19 protein-coding genes are annotated in these 22806 nt (G+C 66.0%); 11 read left to right on the top strand and 8 right to left on the bottom strand.

Going from position 1 to position 22806, the window contains the following annotated elements; all coding sequences use genetic code 11:
• Nucleotides 1-256: 256 nt before the first annotated feature.
• The 3 genes from A7X65_RS10760 to A7X65_RS10750 all read right to left on the bottom strand — a co-directional run bounded on the left by A7X65_RS10760 (nt 257) and on the right by A7X65_RS10750 (nt 3877).
• The gene (locus A7X65_RS10760) at nt 257-1624 is read right to left on the bottom strand and encodes an MFS transporter (RefSeq protein ID WP_063684514.1); all 1368 of its coding nucleotides are present in this window, start codon (nt 1622-1624) and stop codon (nt 257-259) included.
• Between the two features lie 76 nt (nt 1625-1700).
• Entirely contained in the window at nt 1701-3230 is a 1530-nt protein-coding gene (locus tag A7X65_RS10755; protein ID WP_063684513.1) for an aldehyde dehydrogenase, read from the bottom strand.
• Nucleotides 3227-3877 carry a GntR family transcriptional regulator gene (locus A7X65_RS10750; RefSeq protein ID WP_063684915.1) on the bottom strand — a complete coding sequence of 217 codons (651 nt, stop codon included), beginning with the start codon at nt 3875-3877 and terminating at the stop codon, nt 3227-3229. The genes A7X65_RS10755 and A7X65_RS10750 overlap by 4 nt, the downstream gene beginning before the upstream one ends.
• A gap of 145 nt (nt 3878-4022) precedes the next feature.
• Between A7X65_RS10750 and A7X65_RS10745 the strand changes: the two genes are divergently transcribed.
• The 5 genes from A7X65_RS10745 (at nt 4023) to rnz (ending at nt 9736) form a co-directional block, all read left to right on the top strand.
• Nucleotides 4023-4796 (top strand): alpha/beta fold hydrolase, encoded by a 774-nt coding sequence (locus A7X65_RS10745; RefSeq protein ID WP_063684512.1) that lies wholly within the window; start codon nt 4023-4025, stop codon nt 4794-4796.
• Nucleotides 4797-5152: 356 nt separating this feature from the next.
• Entirely contained in the window at nt 5153-6370 is a 1218-nt protein-coding gene (locus A7X65_RS10740) for a multidrug effflux MFS transporter (protein ID WP_063684511.1), read from the top strand.
• Between the two features lie 15 nt (nt 6371-6385).
• A complete protein-coding gene (gene guaD / locus A7X65_RS10735; RefSeq protein WP_063684510.1) occupies nt 6386-7783 on the top strand; it encodes a guanine deaminase in 1398 nt (465 codons plus the stop codon).
• A gap of 11 nt (nt 7784-7794) precedes the next feature.
• Nucleotides 7795-8778: an antibiotic biosynthesis monooxygenase gene (locus A7X65_RS10730; RefSeq protein WP_063684509.1), complete on the top strand. Its 984-nt coding sequence runs from the start codon at nt 7795-7797 to the stop codon at nt 8776-8778.
• A gap of 52 nt (nt 8779-8830) precedes the next feature.
• A complete protein-coding gene (rnz, locus tag A7X65_RS10725; RefSeq protein ID WP_063684508.1) occupies nt 8831-9736 on the top strand; it encodes a ribonuclease Z in 906 nt (301 codons plus the stop codon).
• 18 nt (nt 9737-9754) lie between these two features.
• On the opposite strand, the gene A7X65_RS10720 is transcribed toward rnz, so the two are convergent.
• A complete protein-coding gene (locus tag A7X65_RS10720) occupies nt 9755-10486 on the bottom strand; it encodes a DUF3750 domain-containing protein (RefSeq protein WP_063684507.1) in 732 nt (243 codons plus the stop codon).
• A gap of 77 nt (nt 10487-10563) precedes the next feature.
• The gene (locus A7X65_RS10715; protein WP_245323381.1) at nt 10564-11427 is read right to left on the bottom strand and encodes an IclR family transcriptional regulator; all 864 of its coding nucleotides are present in this window, start codon (nt 11425-11427) and stop codon (nt 10564-10566) included.
• A 106-nt stretch (nt 11428-11533) separates the two neighbouring features.
• Between A7X65_RS10715 and A7X65_RS10710 the strand changes: the two genes are divergently transcribed.
• From A7X65_RS10710 to A7X65_RS10685, 6 genes are read left to right on the top strand one after another with little or no spacing between them, the layout of a single operon-like run.
• Nucleotides 11534-12454, top strand: coding sequence for a dihydrodipicolinate synthase family protein (locus A7X65_RS10710; RefSeq protein ID WP_063684505.1), 921 nt, complete (start codon nt 11534-11536; stop codon nt 12452-12454).
• A 21-nt stretch (nt 12455-12475) separates the two neighbouring features.
• A complete protein-coding gene (locus A7X65_RS10705; protein ID WP_063684504.1) occupies nt 12476-13915 on the top strand; it encodes an FAD-binding oxidoreductase in 1440 nt (479 codons plus the stop codon).
• A gap of 2 nt (nt 13916-13917) precedes the next feature.
• Complete coding sequence (locus tag A7X65_RS10700) at nt 13918-15024, top strand: four-carbon acid sugar kinase family protein (RefSeq protein ID WP_063684503.1); 1107 nt, start codon at nt 13918-13920, stop codon at nt 15022-15024.
• Complete coding sequence (gene pdxA, locus A7X65_RS10695) at nt 15021-16058, top strand: 4-hydroxythreonine-4-phosphate dehydrogenase PdxA (RefSeq protein WP_063684502.1); 1038 nt, start codon at nt 15021-15023, stop codon at nt 16056-16058. Before A7X65_RS10700 ends, pdxA begins: the two co-directional genes overlap by 4 nt.
• 13 nt (nt 16059-16071) lie before the next feature.
• Nucleotides 16072-17202, top strand: coding sequence for an iron-containing alcohol dehydrogenase (locus tag A7X65_RS10690; protein ID WP_245323376.1), 1131 nt, complete (start codon nt 16072-16074; stop codon nt 17200-17202).
• Nucleotides 17203-17260: 58 nt separating this feature from the next.
• A complete protein-coding gene (locus tag A7X65_RS10685; RefSeq protein ID WP_063684500.1) occupies nt 17261-18232 on the top strand; it encodes a Bug family tripartite tricarboxylate transporter substrate binding protein in 972 nt (323 codons plus the stop codon).
• A 66-nt stretch (nt 18233-18298) separates the two neighbouring features.
• On the opposite strand, the gene A7X65_RS10680 is transcribed toward A7X65_RS10685, so the two are convergent.
• Genes A7X65_RS10680 through A7X65_RS10670 form a run of 3 tightly spaced genes read right to left on the bottom strand, consistent with a single transcriptional unit; the run spans nt 18299 to nt 22333 of the window.
• Nucleotides 18299-19303: a G1 family glutamic endopeptidase gene (locus tag A7X65_RS10680; protein WP_167358224.1), complete on the bottom strand. Its 1005-nt coding sequence runs from the start codon at nt 19301-19303 to the stop codon at nt 18299-18301.
• A complete protein-coding gene (locus tag A7X65_RS42600) occupies nt 19290-20378 on the bottom strand; it encodes a phosphatase PAP2 family protein (RefSeq protein WP_167358223.1) in 1089 nt (362 codons plus the stop codon). Before A7X65_RS42600 ends, A7X65_RS10680 begins: the two co-directional genes overlap by 14 nt.
• Nucleotides 20279-22333: a BTAD domain-containing putative transcriptional regulator gene (locus tag A7X65_RS10670; protein ID WP_063684497.1), complete on the bottom strand. Its 2055-nt coding sequence runs from the start codon at nt 22331-22333 to the stop codon at nt 20279-20281. Before A7X65_RS10670 ends, A7X65_RS42600 begins: the two co-directional genes overlap by 100 nt.
• Between the last annotated feature and the right edge of the window lie 473 nt (nt 22334-22806).

The following is a 22806-nucleotide window of genomic DNA, read 5'->3' as shown; positions in this document are numbered from 1 at the left end:
CCCTTGCATCGCATCGCGCGGCGAGCATGCAATGTTGAGCGCGGGATGAGGAGACGGCGCAACGGGAACCAGATCTGCCCGCGTGTCAGGGCGGGAGGCGTGCGTATTTGAAATCCAGGGGAGGCCGTCATGGCCGGGCTTGTCCCGGCCATCCACGCCTTGCTGTGCGGCATGGAGAACGTGGATGCCCGGGACAAGCCCGGGCATGACGACCTCATTTGGTGGACGAAACGCGCCACATTGCCAAGAGCTGGACTCAGGACGCTTCCTTCAGCACCGGCGAAGCCGCTTCCTCCGCCTTCAGCTCCTCGAGACTGCGATGCCGGGGCTCGATGCCCATCGCCCAGACCGTGATGACCTGCACCACGAGGAGGCCGATCATCAGCGCCATCACGCCGGCGACGCCGCGCGACTCGAACAGCGAGACCACGAGGAACGGCGTGACGATGGTGGCGCCGCGTCCCAGCGTGTTGACGATGCCGGAGGCGCGCAGGCGGACCTCGGTCGGAAACAGTTCGGGGATGTAGATGCCGAACAGCAGCGCGACCAGGACGTAGATCGGCACGGTCAGCGCGAAGCCAACGGCCGGCAGCAGGATCGGATCCGAGATCATGGGATAGACGATGCCGAGTGCCACCGTGATCAGCGAGGCGCCGATGATGGTCGGCTTGCGGCCCCAGCGGTCGGCGGTCAACGCACCGATGGCCGAGCCGATCGGCGCGCCGAGCGCCATCAGCAGCGAGTATCCGAACGAGGTCGCGATCGAGAGGCCCTGCTTGACGAAGAACACCGGCAGCCAGGTCACGAAGCCGTAAAGGAGCGTGTTGATCGTGATCAGGCAGACCGAGCCGACGATCATCCGCGACAGCAGGGGCGCGGTGAACAGCGTGCCGAGATCGGCGGGGACGGGGACCGAGGTGACGGGCGCGGGAGCCGGCAAGGGCTGGCCTTGCGCCGCCTCCTTCTCGATGGCCTGCATCAGCGCTTCCGCTTCGGCGGTGCGTCCCACCGCTTCCAGCCAACGCGGCGATTCCGGCAGCGATTTGCGCATGTACCACACCACGAGCGCGCCGACGCCGCCGAGCACGAACATCGAGCGCCAGCCGAATTGCGGCACCAGCACGGAGGCAATCAGCAGCGCGACGGGCAGGCCGGTGACGACGCAGACGGTCGTGAAGCCGAGCCATTTGCCGCGGGTGCGCGCGGGCACGAATTCCGTCATCGTGGAATAGCCGACGACGTTCTCGGCGCCAAGGCCGACGCCCATCACGAAGCGGCAGGCGATCAGGAAGGCCATGTTCGGCGAGAACGCTGCGGCGAGGGAGGCGAGGCCGAAGAGCAGCAAATTGAATTGATAGGTGAAGCGGCGGCCGTAGCGGTCGCCGAGGAAGCCGGTGCCGAACGATCCCAGCATCATGCCGACGAAAGTCGCGGAGATGAACGCCGCGTTCTGGGGGAGGGTCGAAAAGCCTGTCTTCAGCGTCACGCTGAGCACGGTCCCGGCGATGTAGATGTCGAAACCGTCGAAAAACATGCCGATGCCGATCAGCAGCATGATCCGGCGGTGGAATGGTCCGATCGGCAGCCGATCCAGACGGCCGCCTGCGTTCACCGATGTCGACATATACGCTCTCCCTTGACTGTTCGTTCTGGTTGATGCGGCCCGCCTTCTCCGGGCGATCGGCCGCTCCTGGTCTCTGTCAGTTCAGTCGCTTCTGGTTGGCCGTGTCGCGGTACCAGTCGAACGGCTGCTCGTGCGTCGCGACCATCACGCTCTTGGTGTTGAAATGGTCGTTGAAGCTCTCGGTGCCGCATTCGCGCCCGATGCCGGAATCGTCCACGCCGCCCCAGGGCGAGGCCGGATCGAGCCGGTGGTGATCGTTGATCCAGACGATGCCCGCCTTGACCGAGGCGGCGACGCGATGCGCACGGGCGACGTCGCGGGTGCGGATCGCGGCGGCAAGGCCGAACGGCGAGTCGTTGGCAAGGCGGAGCGCATCGGCTTCGTCCTTGAACGGCGTCACCGAGGTGAACGGGCCGAACACTTCCTCCTGGAAGATGCGCATGTCGGATTTGACGTCGGCGAACACGGTCGGCTCGACGAAATAGCCGTTGTCGTGGCCCGGCACCTTGGCGGCAACGCCGCCGGTGACGAGACGCGCGCCGTCGGCGTGGCCATAACCGACATAGCTGAGAACGCGGTCGCGCTGCTTGGCCGAGATCACGGGGCCCATCTGGGTGGCGGGATCGAAGGGATCGCCGACGCGGATCGTGCGGGTCTTGGCCTGCAGCTTCTCGACGAACTCGTCGTAGATCGAGGCCTGGACGATATGGCGCGAGGCGCAGACGCAGGTCTGGCCTGCGCCGATGAAAGCCCCGAACGCGGCATAGTTGACGGCGCGGTCGATGTCGAAATCGTCGAACACCATGACCGGCGTCTTGCCGCCGAGCTCCATGGTCTGATGCGCAAACACCTTTGCGGCGGCGCTGCCGGCGATGCGGCCGGCCTCGGTGCCGCCGGTCAGGACCAGCTTGTTGATGTCGCCATGCTCGGCCAGCATCTTGCCGGCGTTCTGGCCAAGGCCAAGCACGATATTGAAGACGCCGGGCGGCAGGCCCGCTTCGCTGAAGATCTGCGCGAGCTTCAAGGTCGTGAGCGGCGTGTATTCGGACGGCTTGACCACGGTGACGCATCCGGTCGCCAGCACCACGGCGAGCGACTTGCACAGGATCATCAGCGGGTGATTGAACGGCGTGCAATTGGCGACGACGCCGATCGGGGTGCGGAGCGTATAGTTCAGATACGCGCCTTCGACGGGGATCACGGAGTCGCGGCGCGACAGCGCGACGCCGGCGAAGTAGCGGAAGAAGTCGGGCAGGCGGGAGAGCTGGGCGCGGGTCTCGTTGACCGGGCGGCCGTTGTTGAGGGTTTCCAGCCGGTACAGGCTGTCGAGATTGGCCTCGAACGCGTCGGCAAGCTTGTTGATCAGCCGGGCGCGGGCACGCGTGTCCATGCCGCCCCATGCCTTGCCCTCGAACGCTGCGCGCGCGCTTTTCATGGCGCGGTCGATGTCCTCGGCGGTCGAGTTGGGAATGCGGGCGATCACGTCGCCGGTCGCGGGGTTGCGGACGTCGAGCATCGCGCCGTTGCCGGCTTCGACTTCACGCCCATCGACAAAATTGCCGTGGATTTCAACCTCGATCGACGCGGGTTTTGACGGGATGTTCATGACGACCTCTCTTCCACGATGACGGCGTTACGCTTGAGCGCCGGCAGAACGCGTTTTTCGGTGGCCCCGATATGGGCCTTGATGATGCGCGCGGCGGTTCGCGTCTCGCGCTGTTGCATGGCGTCGATCAGGGCGACGTGCTCGGCAACGAGCTTCGCCGGATCGTGGCCCTTCAGGTTGGAAATGCTGACGCGGACGAGACGATCGGCCTGGCCGATCAGGTCGCACAGTGCCGTCGCCATGCGGCGATTGCCGGAGGCGTGCGCCAGCGCGGTGTGGAAGCCGCGATTGTAGGCGATGAAGTCTTCGTGGTTGCCCGAGAAGCGGCGGAACTCGTCGAGCGACTTCAGCACGCTGTCGGGCGCGCTTTCGATCGCCTCCGCGACGCAGGCCGGCTCCAGCGCAAGGCGGAAGCGCAGGAGGTCGCGGGCGTCCGAGAGCGAGATCGGCGTGACCCGATAGCCCTGGCGCGGCTGCACCGTCACGAGGTGCTCGCGCTGCAGCCGCAGAAGCGCGTCCCGGACCGGTTGCCGGCTCACTTCATAGCGCTCGGCGAGGTCCTGCTCACGCATTTCATCGCCGGGAGCGAAGCGACAAGCTAAAATATCAGATCGAAGCCGATCGTAGATATTCTCGCGTAAAAGCATCATATTCGTGATCTCCTTGGCGTTAATATCTCAGTCGTGATATTTCACGTCAAGAGCCAAATGCTTGAATTCTTTGACAGTTGATTTATCAGTCAGGGCAGTTCAGGCCGCGCTGGCGGCCCATGAAGTGAAGGAAAGACCGGATATGGACAGGCTTTTTGCCAACGGGACCGTCAACGCCGCGCAGTCGGGCGAGGGGCCGCAATTGTTCCTCTTCCACTCGCTGTTGTCGGATCGTGCGAGTTTCGATGCGATCGTGCCGGAGTTACAGCGGACGTTCCGGACCATCGTGCCCGAGTTGCCGGGGTTCGGCCGCTCACGCGCCGTCGAAGGCGGGCTCGCGGCGGTCGCGGACCGCATGGCGGAGGCGGTGCGCGATGCCGCGGGCGGCGCGCCCGCGATCGTGCTCGGCAACGGCTATGGCGGGTTCGTTGCGTTGCAGATGGCGATCCGCCATCCCGGGATCGCGAGCAGGCTGGTTCTCGCCGACAGCGGTGCGGCGTTCTCCGAGCCCGGCCGCGAGGCGTTTCGCAACATGGCGAAGGTGTCGCGCGACAATGGATTGGAGGCCATCACCGACGTCGCCATGCGGCGCCTGTTCGCTCCCGAATTCCAGGAGCAGCATCCGGAGCTGATGCAGGATCGCCGTGCCGCGTTTCTGCGGACCGATCCCGATGTGTTTCGTGCTGCGTGCGATGCCCTGGCGAGCCTCGATCTCCGTGCTCAGCTTGCCACGGTGAAAGTCCCGGTGCTCGTTCTCGTCGGTGAGCACGACGAAGCGACGCCTCCGCCGATGTCGCATGAGCTCGCCGCCGGATTGCCGCGCGCCGAGCTCAAGATCATTCAGGGTTGCGCGCACGTGCCGCAGCTTCAGTCGCCGCGGCAGTTTCTCGCCGCACTCGAGGGCTTCCTGTTCTGACCGGCCTCGCCGAAGCCGGTTCGTGTTCGAGCCGGCGATGGCTTCCGAACGGTTAATGACCCGGCCCGGCGTTAAGCTGACGTTCGGTGCGCACCTGTTTTGCCCGACGCGTCAAGCGTCCTTGGCGGCGGGGCGCGTGCCGTGCGGGTCGGAATTCCCCAATGATTTGTACTGTGCATGGGGTTGTTTTCGCACTTTTTGTTTGAGCCTTCCCGGCCGTCCGCATTGCAGCAGACTCTCTAAGAGTTTCTACACACAGTTGTGGCAGCTTCCCACGCGTCAAGATCCGCAACCTGCATCGTCGCGTCTCATCGCGCGCACGAAAAGACGGGGCGGGCATCGAGGGGGCGTAAGCCATGACTGCACTTGCTTCGGACGCCGGTCGCGCCAGGAGCGGGATCGTGCCGATCCTGCTGTGCGTCGTGCCATTCAGCCAGATTCCGCTCGATGCCTATACGCCCGGCCTGCCGCAGATGGTGGTGGACCTCGCAACCGATTCCGCATCGATGCAGAACACCGTCACCGCCTACATGCTCGGCATGTCTCTGGCGCTGGTGCCGGTCGGCATCGCCTCCGATACGCTCGGCCGCCGCAACGTCCTGCTCGCGGGGCTGTCGGTGCTCATCGCGATGAGCATCGCCTGCGCGCTCGCCACCAGCGCCTCGCTGCTGCTCGCCTTGCGTTTCCTGCAGGGCATCGGCGGCTGCACCTGTCTCGTCGTCGCCTATGCGGTCGCGGCCGATTGCTTTCGCGGCCGTGAGCTCACCGCGATCTCGGGACTGCTAGGCGCGGCCTGGGGGCTCGCGCCGGTGCTGGCGCCGGCGGCCGGCGGCTTCATCGTCGAACTGACCTCGTGGCGCGGCGTCTTCGTCATCATTGCCTTTGCCGCGGCCATCGTCGCTGCGATCGTCGTCTTCCTGCTGCCCGAAACGTTGCCGGCAGAGCGCCGCGCGCCGTTCGATCCGCGCCGCACCGCCGGCATCCTGCGGGATGCGCTCGTGCGCCCGGGCTTTCTTGCTTTCGTGCTGGTCTTCGCCGCGGCGGCGAGCGCTCAGCTGGCGTTCGGCGTCGTCGCGCCGTTCTTCTACCAGACCGGCCTCGGCTATTCCGCCGCCATCTACGGCCTCGTCGCGCTCGGCCTCGGCGGCGTCAATCTCGCCGGCGAGCTCGGCTGCGCGCACTTCGCGCGCTTCATGCCGGCCCGCGTCATGGGCTTCGGTGCGTTCGCGCTGTTTCTTGCCGGTTCGGTCGTTCTGACCGCGACCGGCATGACGGTCGGTCTCGATTTCGTGTCGATCACGATCGGCGGCGCGCTGGTGCTCGGCGGCTGCGGCGTGCTGTGCCCGATGATGTACGGCATGGCGCTCGGCCTGTTCGAGCGCGACCACGGCCTGATCGGCGGCCTGATCAGCGCGCTCTGCTATCTCGCCGTCAGCGGCGCCATGGCGATCGCGGCGGTCCTGCCTGAATCAACGCAGGCCCCGATCGGATGGCTCTATCTCGGCCTCTGCGCCGTCGCAGGCATGTTGCTCGCGATCTCGCTGCCCTCAGTGCGCCAGGCCACGCAGACCTAAGGAAGGAACAGGTTCATGACCACTGTTGGCATTCGCGGCACGTTCTTCGATTTCGTCGACGATCCCTGGAAGCACGTCGGCAACGAGCAGGCGGCTGCGCGTTTCCACGAAGACGGCCTCATGATCGTCACCGACGGCGTCATCAAGGCGTTCGGTCCCCATGACAAGATCGCCGCTGCGCATCCGGGCGTCGCGGTCACCCACATCAAGGACCGCATCATCGTCCCCGGCTTCATCGACGGCCACATCCATCTGCCGCAGACGCGCGTGCTGGGCGCCTATGGCGAGCAGCTGCTGCCGTGGCTCCAGAAATGGGTCTACCCGGAAGAGCTCAAATACCGGGATCGCAACTACGCGCGCGAGGGCGTGAAGCGCTTCCTCGACGCGTTGCTTGCCTCCGGTACCACCACCTGCCAGGCCTTCACGAGCTCCTCGCCGGTTTCGACCGAGGAGCTGTTCGAGGAGGCGGCCCGCCGCAACATGCGCGTCATCGCGGGCCTCACCGGCATCGATCGCAACGCGCCGGCCGATTTCGTCGATACGCCCGAGAATTTCTATCGCGACAGCAAGCGGCTGATTGCGCAGTACCACAATAAGGGCCGCAACCTCTACGCCATCACGCCGCGTTTCGCCTTCGGTGCCTCGCCGGAGTTGCTGAAAGCGTGCCAGCGCCTCAAGCACGAGCATCCGGATTGCTGGGTCAACACCCACATCTCCGAGAACCCCGCGGAATGCAGCGGCGTGCTGGTCGAGCATCCCGATTGCCAGGACTATCTCGGCGTCTACGAGAAGTTCGACCTGGTCGGGCCGAAGTTCTCGGGTGGCCACGGTGTCTATCTCTCGAACAACGAGTTCCGCCGCATGTCGAAGAAGGGCGCCGCGGTGGTGTTCTGCCCGTGCTCGAACCTGTTCCTCGGCAGCGGCCTGTTCCGCCTTGGCCGCGCCACCGATCCCGAGCATCGCGTCAAGATGTCGTTCGGCACTGACGTTGGCGGCGGAAATCGCTTCTCGATGATCTCCGTGCTCGATGACGCCTACAAGGTCGGCATGTGCAACAACACACTGCTCGACGGCAGCATCGATCCCACGCGCAAGGACCTTGCGGAAGCCGAGCGCAACAAGCTCTCGCCCTATCGCGGCTTCTGGTCGATCACGCTCGGTGGCGCCGAAGGTCTCTACATCGACGACAAGCTCGGCAATTTCGAGCCGGGCAAGGAAGCCGATTTCGTCGCGCTCGATCCGAACGGCGGCCAGATCGCGCAAGCGTGGCACCAGTCGCTGATCGCCGACGGCGCCGGCCCGCGCACGATGGACGAGGCCGCGAGCATGCTGTTCGCCGTCATGATGGTCGGCGACGACCGCTGCGTCGACGAGACCTGGGTGATGGGCAAGCGTCTCTACAAGAAGAGCTGAGACGGCAGCCGATGAGCGCATCTCCCGACACGGCCGGCCAGCCCGTCGCTCTCGTCATCCAGCGCCGCATAGCGGACGACGGCTTTGCCGCGTTCGCGCGGTGGAACGGCGAGGTCGGCGAGGTGCTCAAGACGTGGCCCGGCTTTCTCAGCCAGGAGGTGGTGCCGCCGCAGCCGCCGGCGCATGTGGACTGGGTGACGATTGTGCGGTTCGCCAGTCCGGCCGCGGCGCGCGCCTGGCTCCAGAGCGAGGTGCGGGCGAAGCTGATTTCGGAGGTGCAGCGCCACTTCGTCGGGTCGGAGGATGTCCATATCCTGCCCGACACCGGCGTTCAGCGCGACAGTGCGGTCTCCGCCGTCATCTCGTTCAGGGTGCCTGACGGGCTCGAGGATGCGTTCCTGAAATGGCAGCAGCGCATCCAGGCAGCCGAGGCCGAGTTCAAGGGATTTTTGCGTCACAAGATCGAGCGGCCGATTCCCGGCCTGCACGAGGAATGGATCATCATCCTGTCGTTCGACAGCGATGCCAATCTCAATGCCTGGCTGGACTCGCCGCTGCGGCAGACCCTTCTGAAGGAAGGCGAGCGCTTCAACGCCGGCATGAACGTGAAGCGGGCGAGCTACGGCTTCAATTTCTGGTTCCCCACCGGCAAGACGCCGGCGCCGGAGCAAGGTCCGGGCTTGATCTGGAAAAGCAACCTGATCGTTCTCCTGGTGCTGTATCCCGTGGTCTATCTCTGGGGCTACTTCATCAGCAGGCCGCTGATCGACAGTCACGGCGTGCCGGTCTGGTTGTCGCTCTTCATCGGCAATCTCGTCAGCACCCAGTTGCTCGGCTGGTGGCTGGTGCCGGCCGCCTTCAGGGCGCTCGACTGGTGGGTGGCGCCGAAGGCGGCGATCAGCCGCCAGATCGCGGGCTATGCGCTGCTGGCCGTGCTCTACGCGGCATCGATGGGCCTGTACGCGCTGCTGCTCGCGTGGCATTGGGGACGGTGAGACCGTCCAGGGTGTTGTCGCGGAGAGGGCGGTCGCAGGACCATCGACGACCATGTTCGCCCTGACATTTCTCGGGACCTCGGCAAGTGTTCCCTCCGCGGAACGCAACCATCCGGCTCTTCTGGTAGAGGCGGCGGGCCAGCGCATGCTGGTCGATTGCGGCGAGGGCACGCAGCGCCAGCTGCTGCGCAGCGGCGCCGGCTTCCGGCGGCTCGACCGCATCCTGCTCACGCATGCGCATCTCGATCATGTGCTTGGCATTCCCGGGCTGTTCTCGACGCTCGGCCTGCGGCAAACCTCGGACGCGATGACCATTCATGGCGGGGAAGGCACGCTCGACCTTGTCATCCGCATGCTCGCGGGCCTCTGGGGTGCGGGCAGGGCTCCGATCCCGGTGGAGTTCGCAGCCCTGACCGAAGGGCCGGTGATCGACGCCGGCGACTTCACCGTCGACTGCTTTCCGGTGCGCCACCGCGACACCGACAGCTTTGCCTTCTCGTTTTGGAGTCCCGCACGCCGCCATCTTCGGCCCGATCGCCTGGCTGCACTCGGCGTTCCCGATGGTCCCTTGCGCGGTGAATTGGCCGCGGGACGACCGATCGCGATCGAAGACGGTCAAACGATCGATCCGGAGGACGTGCTGGGCCCGCCGAGCGGCGGCAAGAAGCTCGTCGTGATCGGCGACACCGAAACCACCGATGGGCTGTCGCAACACGTTGCCGATGCCGACCTGCTGGTGATCGAGGCGACGTTTCTCGATCGTGACGCGACGACCGCGCGAAGCTACGGCCATCTCACGGCGGCAGAGGCGGCGTCCTTCGCTGCCGCGAACAATGTCGGGCAGCTCGTGCTGACCCACATGTCGGGGCGTTACGAAGATTCTGAGATCCTGACTGAAGCGGCTCGGATATTTCCGAACACCCGGATCGCGGCCGACTTCGACCGCATCGTCATCTAGGCGCCGCGGCACTTGTCTCTATAGGCCGGCAGCAACACCGAGGCGGCCGATGCCCGGCAGCTTGATGGCGGGACGCCTGATGTCGAGGCCAAGCACGGCACCGAAGACGTTGATCTCGAGACCTTCGACCCAGCCGAGCGTGAGGCCGAGATAGCCGGAGAGCGAGGCATAGACGCCGGAGCGGGAGGCGGTCAGCCCGATCCATCGCCCGGAATAGGGATAGTCCTTGCCGATCGCGGTCGGCGGCAGGACGGCGCGAAGCTCGGGCACGGCATCGAGCGCGGCTTGCACGAAGGTGTTCGAGTTCGGTCCCGGCCAGGCGCTGTAATCGCCGTAGGTTCGGAACTTGTAGGTCTCGATGACGGACCGGATCCTGGGAATGAGCAGTTCGGCCTGCGGCCCGTCGACCGCGACGACCGTTTCCGGCAGGGCACCGAACCACCGTCCGTCGGGAGCGAACCCGTTGCTGCGGATCGGTTCGCCCCACGCCGTGTAGTCGTATCGGCTGTAGCTGCTTGCGTCCTTGTCCTTGACGACGATCCAGGTGTGCACAGCGAAGATGCTCCGCCACCGCACGGTTCGTGCGGCATAGACCCGGATCAGGGCGTCGGGATGGGAGGAGGCCGGAGGCAGCAAGCCTGCGCTGGAGCGGTCCGCCGTCTGCCAGTTGCCGCGACCGTCGCCGGCCCAAGTGTAGCGGGCTGCCGAGATGCCGATCGGCACGAACAGGAGCAGTAAGAAAATGAGCACGGTTTTTCGCAAGGGCAGGTCGGGTTTTGGAAGGAAGCCCTGACGATATAGGTCTCAGGCTGCCTTCCACAATGACGTTAGCTCGTCAGCCCCGACTTGATCGCGAGATCCTGCACGAGGGTCGTCAGTCGCGTCAGCCGCGGCAGCGCCTGGTCGCGGAAGGTTGCCATGTCCATCCGCATCGCATCGACGGTGACGCTCAATCCCCCGATCACGAGACCCTGACCATCGAAGATCGGCGTTGCCAGCGTGCGCAGGCCGTAGGCGTTCTCGCCGTCGGAGACGGCATGGCCCTTCTTCTTCACCTGATCGAGCCGGGCGAGCAGCGCATCGAGATCGGTGAGCGTTCGCTCCGACAGTTTGACGCGGGGGCGCGCTTCCAGCCGCGCGATCTGCTCGTCCCGCGCCAGATGCGCCAGCATGACGTGGCCGAGCGCGGCGCTGTAGGCCGGAATGCGCGTGCCCGGCCGGCGATCCATCTTGTGGCGGTCGAGACCGGCCCCGACGCGCGCGAGATAAACCACGTCGCCGCCGTCGAGGATGCCGAGCGAGGCGGCGTCGCCCACCTCAGGCACGAGGTCGCGCAGCAGCGGCTCGACGATGGTCCGCAAGGACCCGTGCGACAGCACGGTGTAGCCGAGGTCGAGACAGGCGATGCCGAGGCGGAACCGGCGGCTCTGCGGAACCGCCTGGAGATAGCCGAGCTCGACCAGGGTCTGGATCAGGCGGAACGCGGTCCCGCGGTCAAGCTCGGCCCGTGCGGCAATCTCACTCAGGGTCAGCTCGAAAGCCTCGCTGGTGAAGCTCTTGAGCACGGCGAATGCCTTGCCGACGGAAGCAACGTAGTTCTTTGGATTATTCTTTGGATTTCCCGGGCTAGCGTCCGGTTTGCGCTTCGCCGTCTTCCGCTCGACCTTGGCCATGCCCGAATGCCCTGCCATGACAGCCATCGCCCTTGACGCTGGGACCGGCTGATTTTACGACAGTGTCAGTAAATAACAAATGTTCGCATTCCGAACAACATCGTTCTGCCGATCGGAGGAAGTTTTGTCGACATCATCGCTCCATCCCCATGGCGTGTTCTCCGCCGCGCTGACCCCACTCGACGCCGAGCTCGCGCCCGATCATGCGCGCTTCGTGGAGCATTGCCGCTACCTCCTCGACGAAGGCTGCGACGGTATCGCGCTGCTCGGTACCACCGGCGAGGCCAATTCCTTTTCGCTGGCGGAGCGCACCGCGCTGCTCGAAGCGGTCGTGGCTGCGGGCATCTCGCCGCAGCGGCTTCTGCCGGGCACCGGCGTCGCCGCGCTCACCGAGACCGTCGCGCTGACGCGCCATGCGCTCTCGCTCGGCGTCGAGACCGTGGTGATGCTGCCGCCGTTCTACTACAAGAACGTCAGCGATGACGGCATCTATGCGTCCTACAGCGAAGTGGTGCAGCGCATCGGCGATAAGCGCCTGAAAGTCGTCCTCTATCACTACCCGCAGATGTCCGCGCAGCCGATCTCGCACGCGCTGATCGAGCGGCTGCGCAAGGCCTATCCGGCGACGTTCACCGGCATCAAGGATTCGTCCGGCGGCTTCGCCAACATGACCGCGATGGTGGAGCGCTTCCCCGGTTTCGCAGTCTTGGGCGGCGCCGATCCGTTGATGCTGCCGCTGCTGCGCAAGGGCGGCGCGGGCTGCATCACCGCGACGTCCAACGTCGTGGCGCGCAGCCTGGCCTATGTCTTCAAGCACTTTGGCGACAGCGACGACGATCCGGCGCTCAAGGCGGCGCAGGCGCGCATCGTGAAGGCCCGCGAGCTGGTCTCGCGCTTCCCGCAGATGGCCTCGCTGAAGGCGCTCGCGGCCGATCGCACCAAGCATGCCGGATGGCAGCGGCTGCGGCCGCCGCTGGAGTCGCTGCCGCCGGACCAGCTGAAAGAGCTGCTCGCGAACGCCGTGGCGTTCGCTGCCGCCTTCTAGGCCGCACCGCGAGGCGATCTGATGTCCGTCTCCTTCCAGGACGCTTTGGCCGGGCTCGCCGCGATCGTCGGCGACAAGCACGTCATCGCGTCCGGAGCCGACCAGGAGCCTTACGTGGTGGACTGGCGCGGCCGCTATCGCGGCCAGGCGGTCGCGGTAGTGAAGCCCGGCTCGACCGCCGAGGTCGCCGCCGCCGTGAAGCTCTGCGCTGCAAGGCGGCTCGCCATCGTGCCGCAAGGCGGCAACACCGGCATGTGCGGCGCCGCCACGCCGGACGATCTTGCGGGCAATGTCGTGATCCGGCTCGATCGCATGCGCGCGGTGCGCGACGTCAGCCCGCTCGCCAACACCATCACGGTGGAAGCGGGCTGTATCCTCGCCGAGGTGCAGAACGCCGCCCGCGACATCGATCGCTACTTTCCCTTAAGCCTCGGCGCAGAAGGCTCCTGCCAGATCGGCGGCAACATCTCGACCAATGCCGGCGGCACCGCCGTGCTGCGCTATGGCCCGACGCGCGATCTCGTGCTCGGGCTGGAGGTCGTGCTGCCCGACGGGCGGGTTTTCAACGGCCTGCGCGCGCTGCGCAAGGACAATACGGGCTATGCGCTCAAGCAGCTCTTCATCGGTGCGGAAGGCACGCTCGGCATCGTCACCGCGGCGGTGCTGAAACTGTTCGCGCCGCCGCGCAGCTCGGCGCTGGCGCTGCTGAAGCTGCAAGGCGTCGAGCAGGCGCTCGAGATCATGCAGCAACTGCGCGGTGCGGTCGGCGACCGGCTCGGCAGCCTGGAGATCATGTCGCGCTCGCAGATCGAGGCGATCGCCGCGACGGTGCCGCATGTGACCGTTCCCTTCGAACTGACCACACCGTGGTATCTGATCGTCGAGCTGACCGACACGCTCGCAGGCGTCGATCTCAACGAGCCGTTGGCCGAGGTGTTGGCGGACGCGATGGAGGCGGGGCTAGCTGAGGACGTCATCCTGGCCTCGAACCTGGCGCAGGCCAAGGCAATCTGGGCCGTCAGGCACAGCGTGTCGGAAGGCAACAAGCGCAGCGGCTACGTCGTGTCGCATGACAGCGTGGTTCCGCTGGAGCGCCAGGCAGCCTTCGTGAGCAATGTAGAGGCGCGGATCAAGGCCGCCGTGCCGCATGCGAATGTCGTGATGCACGGCCATATCGGTGACGGCAACATCCATGTCGTGGCCCTGATCGACCGGGTGCATTGCCAGGATCCGGATGCGACGGCGAAGCTGGTCGCACAGATCAACGAGATCGTCGACGACGAGACCGCGGCGCAGAGTGGAGCGATCAGCGCTGAGCACGGCATCGGCATCACCAATCGCGGTCGGCTCGCCCGCGTCGCCGATCCGCTCGACATCGCGCTGATGCGCGACATCAAGCGCCTGCTCGATCCGCATGGCCTGATGAATCCCGGCAAGATCTTTGGCACGGGAGCCGCCTGACGATGACGAGCGTCCGCCTGCTTGCCGACGATCTCACCGGTGCGCTCGACACCGCGGCGGAGTTCGTCGGCCTGTGCGGACCGTTCGACGTCACCTGGCCCGAAGCGTCGGCACCGAGGGGCTCCGGGAGCCTCGCGATCGATAGCGGCACCCGCGAACGGTCGAAGGCCGACAGCATCGAGATCGTCGGACGGCTGGCGCCGCAGCTCCAGGGCGCGACCATCGCCTACAAGAAGGTCGACAGCCTGTTGCGCGGCGCCTGGGCCGCCGAGCTCGGCGCCTGCCTGCGCAGCGGCCCCTGGGCATCCTGCGTGGTCGCGCCCGCGTTCGACTATCAGGGACGCCGCACCGCGGGCGGCCAGCAATTCGCGCGCACCGTGCAAGGCGAGTGGCATCGTGTCGGCGACAATCTCCTGGCGCAATTGCAGGAAGAAGGCATCGCGGCGCGGCAGGGGCAGGCCGAGACGCTGTCGCAGGGCGGCGTCCAGGTGTTCGATGCCGAGAGCGACATCGATCTCGACCGCGTCGTCGAGATGGGACGGCGTATGCCGGGTCCGGTGCTGTGGTGCGGCAGCGGCGGATTGGCCGGCGCGCTCGCGCGCAGCCATCGCGCTGATGCTCCGGGCCAGTTGAAGCTGCCGGTGCTAGGGCTGTTCGGCTCCGACCAGCCCGCAACCGCCTCGCAGCTCGCCGCCTGCGGCGAAGCGACGATTGCGCTTGCGGAAGGCGAGGGCGCGTCGCCGGTTCAGCGCAAGCTCGCCGACGACCGCGTCGCGATGGTCAAATTCTTGCTCGCCGAGGGACTGGCGCGCACGGAGGCGGCGCGGCGGATCGCGCACGAGATGACGGCGCTGATCGCGGCGCTGGAGCCGCCGGGCACGCTGATCGTCGCCGGCGGCGAGACCTTGAAGGCTGCCTGCGTTGCCCTCGGCGCGCATGCGCTCCAGGTGACGGGACGCATCGTGCCGGGACTGCCGCGCTCGATCCTGCAAGGGGGCCGCTGGGCCGGCGTCGATGTCGTTTCCAAGTCCGGAGCCTTCGGCAACAGCGAGCTGTGGCGCGACCTGCTCCGAGACAATCATCTGCTCAAAATGGAGAGTCCGATATGACCTCTCGTCACCTTGCCATCACCATGGGCGACCCGGCCGGGATCGGGCCGGAGATCATTGTCAAGGCCTGTGTCGGGTTGAAGGACCGGATCGCGGCCGGCGATCTGCGCCTGCTCGTCATCGGCAGCGGCGCGGCGCTGCAGGGCGCGAAGGCCGCGCTCGGCGCCGACGTCGCGATCCCGGAGGTGACGGCCGATGATCGCGATTGGCCGAACCTCTGTTACCTGCAGGCCGACGCCGAGGGTGATCCGATCAAGCCCGGCGTGCTCAGCGCCGACGGCGGCCGCTTCGCCTACAAGGCGATCGAGCAGGGCGTGCGCCTGACGCAGGCCGGCCGCACCGCCGCTATCGTCACCGCGCCGCTGAACAAGGAAGCGCTCAACAAGGCCGGCTATCATTTCCCCGGTCATACCGAGATGCTGGCGCATCTCACCGGCGTACGCGGCTCGGTGATGCTGCTCGCCCACGGCAACATGCGCGTCAGCCATGTCTCGACCCATGTCGCGCTGGAGGACGTGCCGAAGCGCCTGACACCGGAGCGGCTGCGGATGGTGATCGACCTCACCAACGACGCGTTGCTCCGCCTCGGCATCGCAAAACCCAAGATCGCGATCGCCGCGCTCAATCCGCATGCGGGCGAGGGCGGCCTGTTCGGCCGGCAGGATATCGACGTGTCGGCGCCGACGATTGCGAAAGCCGTTGCCGATGGTCTCGACGTCGTCGGGCCGGTGCCGGGCGACACGATTTTCGTCAAGCTGCGCGCCGGCCAGTACGATGCCGCGGTCGCGATGTATCACGATCAGGGGCACATCCCCGTCAAGTTGCTCGGCTTCCAGGTCGATCCCGCGACCGGCCGCTGGCAGGAGCTGTCCGGCGTCAACATCACGCTGGGCCTGCCGATCATCCGCACCTCGGTCGATCACGGCACCGCTTTCGATATTGCCGGCAAGGGCATCGCAAACGAGCACAGCCTGATCGAGGCCATCGACTATGCCGAACGGCTGTCGGCCGGCGCCTCCGCATCCAAATCATGAGATCGAACGCACGATGACCAACGCCTTCACGCCCATCGAAATCCAACGTCCGACCATCCTGGAGTTCGGCAACGGCACCATCACCGCCGCGGCGCGCTTCGCCGAGCGGATCGGCGCCCGGCGGCCGCTGGTGATCTCCGATCCCTTCAATGCGCGCCGCGTCGACACGCTGGCGCTGCCGGGCGCGGTCAAGGTGTTCGGCGAGGTCAAGCCCGAGCCGGATCTGCCCAATCTCGAAAAGGCGGTGGCGATGGCGAAGGAGGCCAAGCCCGACCTCGTCGTCGGCTTCGGCGGCGGCAGTGCGATGGATCTCGCCAAGCTGGTCGCGGTGATGTGCACGAGTGAGGTGCCCTTTGCCGACATCGTCGGGCCGGAGAAGGTGGCCGGCCGCAGCGTCGCGCTGATGCAGATCCCGACCACCTCGGGCACCGGCAGCGAGGCCGGCACGCGCGCGCTCGTCACCGATCCCGTCAGCCAGAACAAGCAGGCGGTGCAGAGCCGCTACATGCTGGCCGACATCGCCATCGTCGATCCCGACCTGACCATGACCGTGCCGAAGGAGGTCACCGCGGCGACCGGCGTCGATGCGCTGGCGCATTGCGTCGAGGCCTATACCAGCCGCAAGGCGCATCCGACGATCGACCTCTACGCGCTCGAGGGTGCGCGGCTGGTCGGACGTTACCTCAAGCGCGCGGTGGCCGATGGCGGCGACCGCGAGGCGCGCGCCGGCCTGTCGCTGGCCTCGCTCTATGGCGGCTATTGCCTCGGCCCGGTGAACACCACGGCCGGTCATGCCGTGGCTTATCCGCTCGGCACGCGCCATCACGTCGCGCACGGCCTCGCCTGTGCGGTGATCTTCCCGCACACGCTCGCCTTCAACATGCCCGCCGTGGAGGAGAAGACCGTCGCGGTGCTGACGGCGCTGGGGCTGCCGGAACGCAGCGATCCGAAGCTCGCATTCGACGCGACCTACGCCTTCTGCAGGGATCTCGGCATCGGGATGCGGCTGTCCGCGCTCGGCGTGCCCAGGAACGATCTCGGCGCGATGGCCGACGAGGCACACGCCATTCGCCGCCTGCTCGACAACAACCCGCGCGATCTCGGCCGGGATGCGATCCTGAACATGTACGAGGTCGCGTTCTAGCGATCTCCGCCATGTGCAGCAGCCAATCAACAACACGATAACAGTAGAGGAAACTTCGATGAGATCGATGTGGCTTGTTCTTGCCTCGGTCATGATGCTGGCGACGTCGCCGGCGAAGGCGCAGGACGGCTATCCGTCAAAGCAGGTGACGGTGATCGTTCCCTTTGCCGCCGGCGGCACCGCGGACATCTTTGCGCGCATGGTGTCGAACCATCTGCAGGTGAAGCTAGGCAAGCCGTTCGTGGTCGAGAATGTCGGCGGGGCCGGCTCGATCCTCGGCGTGACCCGTCTGGCGAAGTCGGCGCCCGACGGCATCACGCTCGGCGTTGCCAGCACCTCCGCGCTCGCGATCAACCCCTCGCTCTATGGTCCGAAGCTCAGCTACCAGCCGGACAAGGATCTGGTGCCGGTCGCCCAGATCAGCGTCGTGCCCAACGTACTCGTCGTCAACCCCAACAAGATCAAGGCGCGCACCGTACCGGATCTGATCGCCTTTCTGAAGGCGAACCCCGACAAGGTCTCATTCGGCTCCGCCGGCGTCGGTACCTCGCAGCATCTCGCCGGTGAGCTGTTCCAGCAGATGACCGGCACCAAGATGGTGCACGTGCCCTACAAGGGCTCCAGCCAGATGCTGACGGACCTGCTCAGCGGCCAGATCGATCTCGCCTTCGACAACGTGCCGCTGCTGCTGCCGCAGGTGAAGACCGGTGCGCTCGCGATGCTGGCGACGGCAACGCCCAAGCGGGCCGATTTCGATCCGCAAGTCCCGGCGGTGGCCGAATTCCTGCCGGGCTTCGAGGCCGTCGCCTGGCACGGCTTCTTCGTGCCTGCGGGCACGCCGAAGCCGATCGTCGAGAAGCTCTCGGCCGAAATCCGTGCCTTCATGCAGCAGCCGGAGACGGTCCAGAAGATGGCCGAGCTCGGTGCCGCCGCGGTCGCGGTGGATTCCGAGCCGTTCGCGGCCTACATCGCCTCCGAGACCGCCCGATGGAAGAAGGTGATCGAGGCGGCGAACATCAAGCTGGAGTAAGTGGACACAGGCCGGATCGCGACCTGGCGCTTCAGCGCGGTCCGGCCTCTCACGCGCGATGCCCGTTCACACCATGGGATCCTGGAATGTGCAGGTGATGCCGACCGGGCCGTCTTTAGTCTCTTGCCGCAGTTCCGGGCGTGACACGATGACGGTGCGCTCGGGATCAGCGAAGCTTTCCCGCATCTCGATCATGAGCGCGTTGTCTCCGAGCGTCATCATGCGGCCCGATCCGATCGCTCCATCCGCAGCGCGGGCCACGCAGTACCTGAAGTTCACAGGGTCGTAGTCCGGAAGCGGAAACAGATCGCGGCTCTTCGGGTCCGTCGGCCGCTCCATCACCCATTCCACGGACGATCCGAGCGGCTCGATCTCGCCAGATGGTGGCGGGGAGAGAAACGAGCGGAATTCGCCGGTGCTCTGGTTCTTGATGAAATAGAGAACGTCTCCGCTGACCTGGACCGCAAGACCGGCGAGGATCTTGTGGCCCGTCTCCATCGCGAGGTTGTCGATCAGCGTGATCGCCTGCGGCTCCGGCGACGTTTCCGACTTGCCGGGCACTTCGTCCGGCTTCGTATTGTGCCACCAGTCCCACCACGCGAAGTGCTTGGGCTTGCGATTGGGCCAGTGGCCGGTGCCGATCTGAGGCAGGGAGATATTCGGCAGCACGCCGTTGCGGCCGTCCAGCCCCACCCACAGCAGCGATTTTGGATCGTCCGAGTGCGTGCCGAGGGCCGACGCGGATGGCCGGCGCACGTCCGGCACATTCCATCCGGCTGCTGCAAAGACGATCTGCTGGGGCCAGGGCGTGGAAATGAGCGCCCCGGACCAGTTCAGCATCGATTGAAGCGGTCCCCCGGTGGACGGGGGATCGATGTCGGCGAAGACCGGCTGCTTTGCCGCAAAAGGCGCCGAGACGAGCTCTGTCCAGAACGCCAACAGCTCCGGCTCCGTGTCGGCATCCGGCTTTTGCGGGATGCCGTAGCGATCGAGCTCGGCGGGGGACGCATGGAGCAGGTCGAAGCCGGCAGGCACGACCTCGTAGAGGCCGCATTGATCAGTCACGGGCATATTTCTCTCCCGCGGAGCTGCCGTTGCCTTTCGCGTCTTCGAAGACGCCGGTGTTCTCCCACTCGGCCTTGGCATTGTCGACGAGCTTCGTGAACTTCGGCAGGTAATCCCGGTCCAGAAGGATCTTGTCGCGGATCGCGCCTGCGAGCTTCACGCCTGCCTTGGTATCGGAGGGATAGTGAAGGCCGGCGATTTCGCGATTCCGCGAAATCCGGTCGGCGAGGGCGCCGAGCGTCTTTCCGACCGTTGTCCGGCCCGCGAGACCCGGAGCCGGATCGGCGAAGCCGAGATCTTTCGGCATGACTTCGGTCAGAAGCGCCGCGAAGACGTGGGACTGCGTGGCGTGTCCGCTCGGGTAGGACGCGTGTCCGCCGTGCTGGATCGGCGACATGAAACCGGGCACCACCTGCGTGGGCCGCGGGCGATTGAAATGCGCCTTGTAGTGCATCGCGATCAGCGCGGTGAGCGCGTCGGCGACGATCAGCATGCGCGACGTCGCCGGATGTGTCGTCGCCGTCGCAGACACGAGATGCAGGAACTTGCTGATGAACTCGTCGGCCTCGGTGACGATTTCGTCCATGGCCGGCGCGCGTTCGTTGACTGCCATGTTCCTCAATATGCTGATGTCGGTCTCGAGCGCGCCCGCCCATGGGGTCGGACCCTTGCCGAGCAGGGCAAATCCGCCGAGCCGCTTGAGCCAGTCTGCCCGGCTGGCGAGATCGGACATCACGACCCACGAATACCACCGTGTCGACCACAGGCGCATGCCGAAGCCGGTGGCATCGAACCTGGCGCCCTTGATGTCGCGTTCGCTGACGAACGGGCGATCGACGCGGTCGGCGAACATGGCGCCGCCCGATCCGCTGGCGCCGCCGTATCCGCCATAACCCCCGTATCCGCCATAGCCCCCGTAGCCGCCATAACCGCCGTAACCGCCATATCCTCCGTATCCGCCCGCCATATGAGCCTCCTCTGTCAGGACTTGTTGCTGTTGCCGTGGGTGGTTCCGTTTCGAACTGTCGAGGCCAGCCGCGAGAGCGCGGCTTCGATGCGCGCCAGCGCCGGCTTCGGCCATGGCGACCTCGCGATCCATTTCATGTCGAGCTCGCCGGCCGTCATCAGTGGCCCTGCAAAAGTCTTCGCGTCGTTGAGACGCCCGCTTTCCACGAGCGCTGCGACCAGGATGCGCAGGTTCACCTGGTTGCTGGGCAGCAGCGTCGCGACCCGGCCTGCGTTCTCGATGGCTGCGCTCAGGTCGTTCATGGCAAAATGAGCCTGGGCGGACACCATCTCGGCGAACCAGGCGTGCCTGTCTCGCGGTGACAGGCGCAGATTGATCGCGGCATCGCTGAGTGCGTCCGCGTAGTGCTCGCAACGAACATGCACGGCGGCGCGATATGCGAATGCGATCGCGAGATTCGGGGTGATCTCGAGCGCGCGGTCGAGCTGTTTGAGCGCGCCGGCATGGTCGTGCTTGCATTGCGACAGCGTGTAGCCGCCGACGGCATTGGCGAGCGGATCGGCCGAGTTGCGCTCCAGCGCCCGTTCGGCGAGCGCACGGGCGGTGTCGAGCTCGTTCGGCGCGTTCGCGGACCACCCGCGGGCCACGCGCTGCATGTGCCAGATGGCGCTGTAGGACAAGGGCGGCGCCCAATCCGGGCTGAGGATGTGCGCGCGCTCGAAGTTGGTTCGGGCCGTGACGAATGTGGTGTAGTCGGGACTGAACATCTGGTCGTAGCCGACAAGGGACAGCTGATAGGCATCGAGATCGTCCGGCCTCTTTTGCATTGCGCGATGTAGCTCCCGGTCGCGAACTTGGGGCGCCAGCGAGCGTATGACCTCGACGGCGATGCGGTCCTGCAGGTCGAACACGTCGGCGGCGGTTCCGCTGAGGCGATCGGCACGAACGACTTCGACCGTCTCGGCGGCAACGAGCTCGGTCGAGATCCGGATCTGGTCGCCGGCCCGCTGGATGCTTCCGTGCAGCAGATATTGCGCATTCAGATCGCGGCCGATGGCACGCAAGTCCGGTGTCTGCGACAACGAGATCATGGTCGAGCCGCGCGAGATCACGAACAGCTCCTTCAGGCTCGACAGGGCCTGGACGACGCTGTCGACGATGCCGATCGTGAACTGAGGCTCCAGCGTCGGCGACAGCGCACGGAAGGGGAGAACGGCGACCGACGGCCGGCTGGCAGCAAATCCGGCCAGTCCGAGTGCGGGCACGACCGCGGGAGCCGCGACCGGCCGCGTGACGATTTCGGGTTGCTGCTGGCGCAGGCCGGCAATCAGGTCCTGCGTGAGCTTGTGGGGCTCGATGTCGTAGGTATCCTCGAGCTGGCGCCAGAGCCGCGCGTAGATCGCGAGCGCAGCACCGATGCTTCCGGACGCGATGTGGCTCCTGATGAGAACGCGAACGGCCCGCTCGTTCTCGGAATCCAGCCGATAGATGGCCTTGGCTGCAGCCTCGGCAATGGCGGTGATGTCGGTTTGGCCCTCGTCGGGCAGCAGCCGCGTCAACGCATCGATCAGCCGCTCGTGGATCAGCGGCCGCGTCTCGGCAAGCCAGTCCGAAAATGCGGGATCGACATTCTCCAGATCGTCGAGGATGCCGTCGGTGAGGCGTTCGTGTGCGAGCAGGGTGGGATGGACGATGCCGCGCTCGGCATCCGCGACGATCTCCGTCAGGTCACATGCCACCTGCTCGATATCGAGTGCGACGTGCATCTGGTCGGCATGGAAATGCGGGCAGCCGTGCGTCTTCAGCTCGCGCTGGATCTGGCTCAGCGATTGACGCAGCGAGCCCTTGGCGAGCGGGTCTTCCTTCTCGCTCCAGAGCAGGCCGACCAGCTTTGTCCTCGGCAACTGGCGCGCGGAGGAGAGCATCATGTAGCCGAGAAGCGCCTGCGCCTTTCGGCCGAGCCCGATCTCGTGCCCGCTCACGGATGCGGAAAATGCTCCGATGATATTCAGCCGCAAGCGGCCAGTTTCGCTCTCGCTTGCCGCCTTGTCGTCGCCAACGCCCGACATCTCGTCCCATCCTCCGTCGACATCGTCGACGACAATGCAGGAGGGCAGGTCCCGGGAGCTGTGGCTTGGTGAAATGTAGATGTTTGGTTCGCGTTGTGCGCGAAGCCAACGACTCGTGAGCTCAGGAATACAGCCCGCCGGATCTGGTGCAATGCAGAAATCGTACATCTTGGGCTGTCATACGGTCAAGGGTTGCCGCGCGATCGAAATGCGACCTTGCGGGCGAAATGAAAATCGCGCCTCAACTTGGAGCGGACGAGCGTGAAATGAGCGTGAATGGCGAGTCCTTGCGCGTCTGCACCAAGCGCGCGATGCGGCCGCACGCCGTCGGCAACTCACGCGCGATCGCGATCTGACTTCTTCGCCGGCTGGCGCAACGGCGCCGATGTCTCTGACCGGTATCGTGTGGTGGTGGGCCGCGGCGTTCGCCGCGACATCTTGCGCAGTCTCGTCCGATTCACGGGCCGTTCACG

This window comes from Bradyrhizobium stylosanthis (assembly GCF_001641335.1).
Taxonomy (GTDB): Bacteria; Pseudomonadota; Alphaproteobacteria; order Rhizobiales; family Xanthobacteraceae; genus Bradyrhizobium; species Bradyrhizobium stylosanthis.
Note: the sequence above shows the minus strand (reverse complement) of the source record. Positions and strands in the feature narration are given on the sequence as shown.

What these genes read in the sequence shown, in the direction of transcription:
- A7X65_RS10760 (WP_063684514.1), bottom strand. Translation starts at nt 1,624, where the DNA reads ATGTCGACATCGGTGAACGCAGGCGGCCGTCTGGATCGGCTGCCGATC.
- A7X65_RS10755 (WP_063684513.1), bottom strand. Translation starts at nt 3,230, where the DNA reads ATGAACATCCCGTCAAAACCCGCGTCGATCGAGGTTGAAATCCACGGC.
- A7X65_RS10750 (WP_063684915.1), bottom strand. Translation starts at nt 3,877, where the DNA reads ATGCTTTTACGCGAGAATATCTACGATCGGCTTCGATCTGATATTTTA.
- A7X65_RS10745 (WP_063684512.1), top strand. Translation starts at nt 4,023, where the DNA reads ATGGACAGGCTTTTTGCCAACGGGACCGTCAACGCCGCGCAGTCGGGC.
- A7X65_RS10740 (WP_063684511.1), top strand. Translation starts at nt 5,153, where the DNA reads ATGACTGCACTTGCTTCGGACGCCGGTCGCGCCAGGAGCGGGATCGTG.
- guaD (WP_063684510.1), top strand. Translation starts at nt 6,386, where the DNA reads ATGACCACTGTTGGCATTCGCGGCACGTTCTTCGATTTCGTCGACGAT.
- A7X65_RS10730 (WP_063684509.1), top strand. Translation starts at nt 7,795, where the DNA reads ATGAGCGCATCTCCCGACACGGCCGGCCAGCCCGTCGCTCTCGTCATC.
- rnz (WP_063684508.1), top strand. Translation starts at nt 8,831, where the DNA reads ATGTTCGCCCTGACATTTCTCGGGACCTCGGCAAGTGTTCCCTCCGCG.
- A7X65_RS10715 (WP_245323381.1), bottom strand. Translation starts at nt 11,427, where the DNA reads ATGGCAGGGCATTCGGGCATGGCCAAGGTCGAGCGGAAGACGGCGAAG.
- A7X65_RS10705 (WP_063684504.1), top strand. Translation starts at nt 12,476, where the DNA reads ATGTCCGTCTCCTTCCAGGACGCTTTGGCCGGGCTCGCCGCGATCGTC.
- A7X65_RS10700 (WP_063684503.1), top strand. Translation starts at nt 13,918, where the DNA reads ATGACGAGCGTCCGCCTGCTTGCCGACGATCTCACCGGTGCGCTCGAC.
- pdxA (WP_063684502.1), top strand. Translation starts at nt 15,021, where the DNA reads ATGACCTCTCGTCACCTTGCCATCACCATGGGCGACCCGGCCGGGATC.
- A7X65_RS10690 (WP_245323376.1), top strand. Translation starts at nt 16,072, where the DNA reads ATGACCAACGCCTTCACGCCCATCGAAATCCAACGTCCGACCATCCTG.
- A7X65_RS10685 (WP_063684500.1), top strand. Translation starts at nt 17,261, where the DNA reads ATGAGATCGATGTGGCTTGTTCTTGCCTCGGTCATGATGCTGGCGACG.
- A7X65_RS10680 (WP_167358224.1), bottom strand. Translation starts at nt 19,303, where the DNA reads ATGCCCGTGACTGATCAATGCGGCCTCTACGAGGTCGTGCCTGCCGGC.
- A7X65_RS42600 (WP_167358223.1), bottom strand. Translation starts at nt 20,378, where the DNA reads ATGGCCGAAGCCGGCGCTGGCGCGCATCGAAGCCGCGCTCTCGCGGCT.
- A7X65_RS10670 (WP_063684497.1), bottom strand. Translation starts at nt 22,333, where the DNA reads ATGTCGGGCGTTGGCGACGACAAGGCGGCAAGCGAGAGCGAAACTGGC.